The organism is Streptomyces sp. WM6378 (assembly GCF_001279695.1).
In the GTDB taxonomy this organism is placed as follows: Bacteria; Actinomycetota; Actinomycetes; order Streptomycetales; family Streptomycetaceae; genus Streptomyces.
In genome coordinates, this window is record NZ_LGDD01000086.1 from 1 (window position 1) to 3,470 (window position 3,470).

The window sequence follows — 3,470 nt, forward strand, 5'->3', positions numbered from 1 at the left end:
CTCTTGGGGTGTCGGGTGCGGGTGGTCGGGGGTACGGGAGGCTCGCTTCGCTCGGCAGCGAGGGGGTGGGGGTGGTGGGCGTTGTCGGGTGCCGGCCGAAGGGAGTGGTGTTGAATCGGGTTCTGTTTGTGGGGTTTTGAGGGAGTGTCACCCGGCTTGCCTATGTGGTGGACATCACATTGCCGGGGTTCTTGGTCTCACTTTGCAAAGTACAAAGCTCGGCTCAGGGCCCGTCGGCACCCGTACGCCGCGGATGCGGCGGGGGACACGGCCGCCGTGCGGACGCAGCCCACGAGGTGCACGCGGGGCTCGGCGACGGTGCGGGAGCCCGGTGCGGGGCGGCGGGCAGGCCGGGCGCCGGATGTCACCGAACAACGCCGGACAACGGCGAACGCCTCGCTGACGAGCGGCACTTGGTGGCGGGGCGCAGCGTCCTTCGTCGGCTTCGGCTGGACGTTTCTGGACGTTCTCGGACGGCGTCGGACGGCGCGGGACGGCTTCTCGGCGGGGACGGCAGGCCGGCTGTTCAGGCGGTGCGGCTCCAGGGTGGTGCGGTACGTCGGGCGAAGGCGGTGATGCCGGGAAGGTCGGGACGGCGGGCGGCGGCCTCGGCGGTCAGGGCCCGTACCGAGGGCCGGCGGGCTTCCTGCGGCGCGGCCTGCTCCACCTGCTGCAGCTGGTGGAAGGCGGCCGGGACGTCGTCGGCGGCCAGGAGCGCGCGGGCGGTATCGGTGGCCGCTCGGGCCCGGCGCTCGGGGGTGGGCAGCACGGCCGCGTCCAGGCGCGCGGCGTACGCCAGGGCCCGGTCGACGTCGCCGAGCTCGCGGTGGATCCCGACCCGGTACAGCGTGCACTGCGCCACCGACAGGTCCCCGCCCCGCCGCACGCCGGTCGAGGAGCGGGCCAGGCGCTGCGCGCTGTGCTCGGCCCAGGTGGCGAACTCGTCGGCGGCCGCGGCCTGTCGGGCCTGGGCCGCGGTGTATGCGGCGGTCAACGCCACCATCCCGGACGCGTCCAGTACCTCCGCCGACGGCGTCGCGACGGCGTCCAGCTCGTCGTGGGCGTCCTTCAGGAGCTGCAGGGCCTGATCGGCGCGGCCGGTACGGCGCAGCGGTGTCGCCGCCGCCCGCGCCGCGGCCGCCAGGAGCACCGGCCGGCCCGAGCGGCGGGCCGCCTCTCCGGCCTGTGCCGCGAACTCGGCCGCGAGGGCCACATCGCCGTCCTTGACCGCCAGTTGCGACACGAGCGCCCACACCCGCGCCGCCCGGCCGGCTCCCACCGGCCCCGCCTCCTGCGCCGCACGCGCTCGGGCGGACAAGATCGGGAGCGCGCGGCGCAGGTGTCCGTACTCCCCCGCGGTGAACAGCCCCTGTGCTGCGGCTACTTCCCTGTCGCGCAGAGGCCGGCCCCCGGGCATCGCCCATGCCGGCCCTTGCCCGGCCGCCCACCAGCCCACCATGCCGAGCCCCGCGCCCAACACCGTCCTGCGCTCCACCCCGACCGCCCCCTTGTTCTCCTCGTCCTGCCCTCCCCGCACCCCCGGCCCGGGGGAAGGGGGCCTTCGGCCCGTCCTTGCGACCGTACGAGCCGACCGGCACCCCGGACAGGGCGCACACCCGCCGCCACACGCGCCCCCTCAAAGCTCCCGCCGCCGGCCCGGGAGCCGCCGGTGTTGCGCACCTCCGCAACATCCCGCCACCGCGGCATCGAGCTCCACGACGCGGGACGACGAGAGCGCCCCAACCCCCGGCGGCCAGGCCCCGGCCCCCGGGTGTTGCCCGGGAGCGGCAACACCGAGCTCGCAGGCCCTCTGTACAGGCACGGAACCGTTGCCGACCTCCGCACCCCCCCGGTCAACAACCACAGTTCACCGAACACGCACCCACCCACGGCAACACCCCGAGACCACGCCCGGGGTGTTGCCGAACCCCGCAACACCCCGCCCGGCGAACGGCCGCAGCGGCGAACAGCGACCAGGGCGCAGCAGCCGACACCACCAAGCCGCGGCACGGGGCGGCAGGGGACGGCGGCCCGAGGCCGAGGACGACGAGCGGGAGCAGCGGCGCGGCCAGGTGGCGGCCACGGGGCGGCGGGCGGCCAGGGTGCGCGAGGCGGCCGGCCGCCCTATTTTTTTGACCTTAACCACCTCTCGGAGTACATTAGTGAATACATCGGGGCGGGCGCCCCGCCCCGAATCCAGGAGGAAGTTCGATGGTCATCAACTGGGACAGCAACCAGGCCTACTCGTGCCCGCGGTGCAACCACGACACGGTCGCCAACGTCTCCAGCTGGCTGGTGTACACGTGCTGCAACTGCGGCACCCGCTTCGCCCGCTTCCCCCGCCTCCAGCGCTTCCTGCGTCACGTCGGCATCACCTGCGAGTTCTGCACCGAGCGCCACCCCGTCGTCGTCGACGGCAAGCCCTACGGCTTCCTGCGCAACCGCCACAACGGCATCGGCACCCACGCCCACCACCAGGTCGAGGCATGGAAGTACGACACCGACGAGATCCCCGACCACAAGGACCGCGTCCTCTACCGCGACACCTGCGCCACCCGCGCGGACGCGCTGGCCTCTCTCGCCCGCGCCCGCAGCTTCAACGGGGTCGAAGACGACTTCAGCCCCGTCCTCGCCGTCGTCGTCGACGAGAAGTTCGACAAGTACTACGGCGCCGACCACCTCACCCAGGAGCAGCAGGACGCCCTCCATGACGGCACCCTTGAGGTCTACGGCGTAGGCGTCATCCGCACCCACGACGCCCCCAGCCGCATGCGGGGCTGGTTCTACCCCGACACGGACACCTTCACCTGGGGCCTGATCGCACCCTCCGGCCTGGAAGGCCTCTACACCAAGGCAGCACCCCAGGCCCTGGCCGCGCACGCCCCGAAGCTCTGACAACAGGGGCCACCGGCCCCAAGGGCGGGGCGCAGCAGGCGCCCCGCCTTCCCGGCCCGACACAACAAGGAGCGCCGACCCATGAGCCGGTACCACGCCAGCCCGACGCACATCCTCGCCCTGGTCAAGGGCGCCGCCGAGGGCGATGCCCTCAAGCACATCACCCCGGCCGGCCTGGGCACCCACCTCGACGACGCCGTGGCCTGCGGCCTGCTCACCGTCGGCAGCGACGCGTACGACCTGCACCTGACCGATACGGGGCGCGCCCTGTACGAGGCGCACCTCACCGGCCTCCCGGACGGCCGGGCCAACCACTGGGGCAGCGCCGTCCCTGCCGCCGCCGTCGACCAGGTACACCAACTGCACCTGGAGGCCACCGGCCGCGCCGTCGTCGTCGAGGCCGAGCTCACCGGGCCGGGCCACGGCACCGTCACCGTCCCCCACGGCACCCGCCACGCCACACCGCCCCGGGCCACCCTGGGCCGCACCCGCAACGCCGCGGGCCGCGCCACCGGCTGGTACATCGACCCCCCCCCGGGCGGCCCCCCCCCGGCCCCTGCCCCCGGGCGCACCAA

2 protein-coding genes and 1 pseudogene are annotated in these 3,470 nt (G+C 74.1%); 2 read left to right on the forward strand and 1 reads right to left on the reverse strand.

The features are described from left to right. Positions 1-526 precede the first annotated feature (526 nt). On the reverse strand, positions 527-1,495 hold the full coding sequence (locus ADK54_RS10390; RefSeq protein ID WP_234391998.1) for a transcriptional regulator: 969 nt from the start codon (positions 1,493-1,495) through the stop codon (positions 527-529). Between the two features lie 716 nt (positions 1,496-2,211). On the opposite strand from ADK54_RS10390, the gene ADK54_RS10395 reads away from it, so the two are divergent. Then, positions 2,212-2,895 carry a hypothetical protein gene (locus tag ADK54_RS10395; protein ID WP_053725286.1) on the forward strand — a complete coding sequence of 228 codons (684 nt, stop codon included), beginning with the start codon at positions 2,212-2,214 and terminating at the stop codon, positions 2,893-2,895. A gap of 81 nt (positions 2,896-2,976) precedes the next feature. After that, positions 2,977-3,470: pseudogene (locus ADK54_RS10400) on the forward strand (hypothetical protein); the annotation flags it as partial.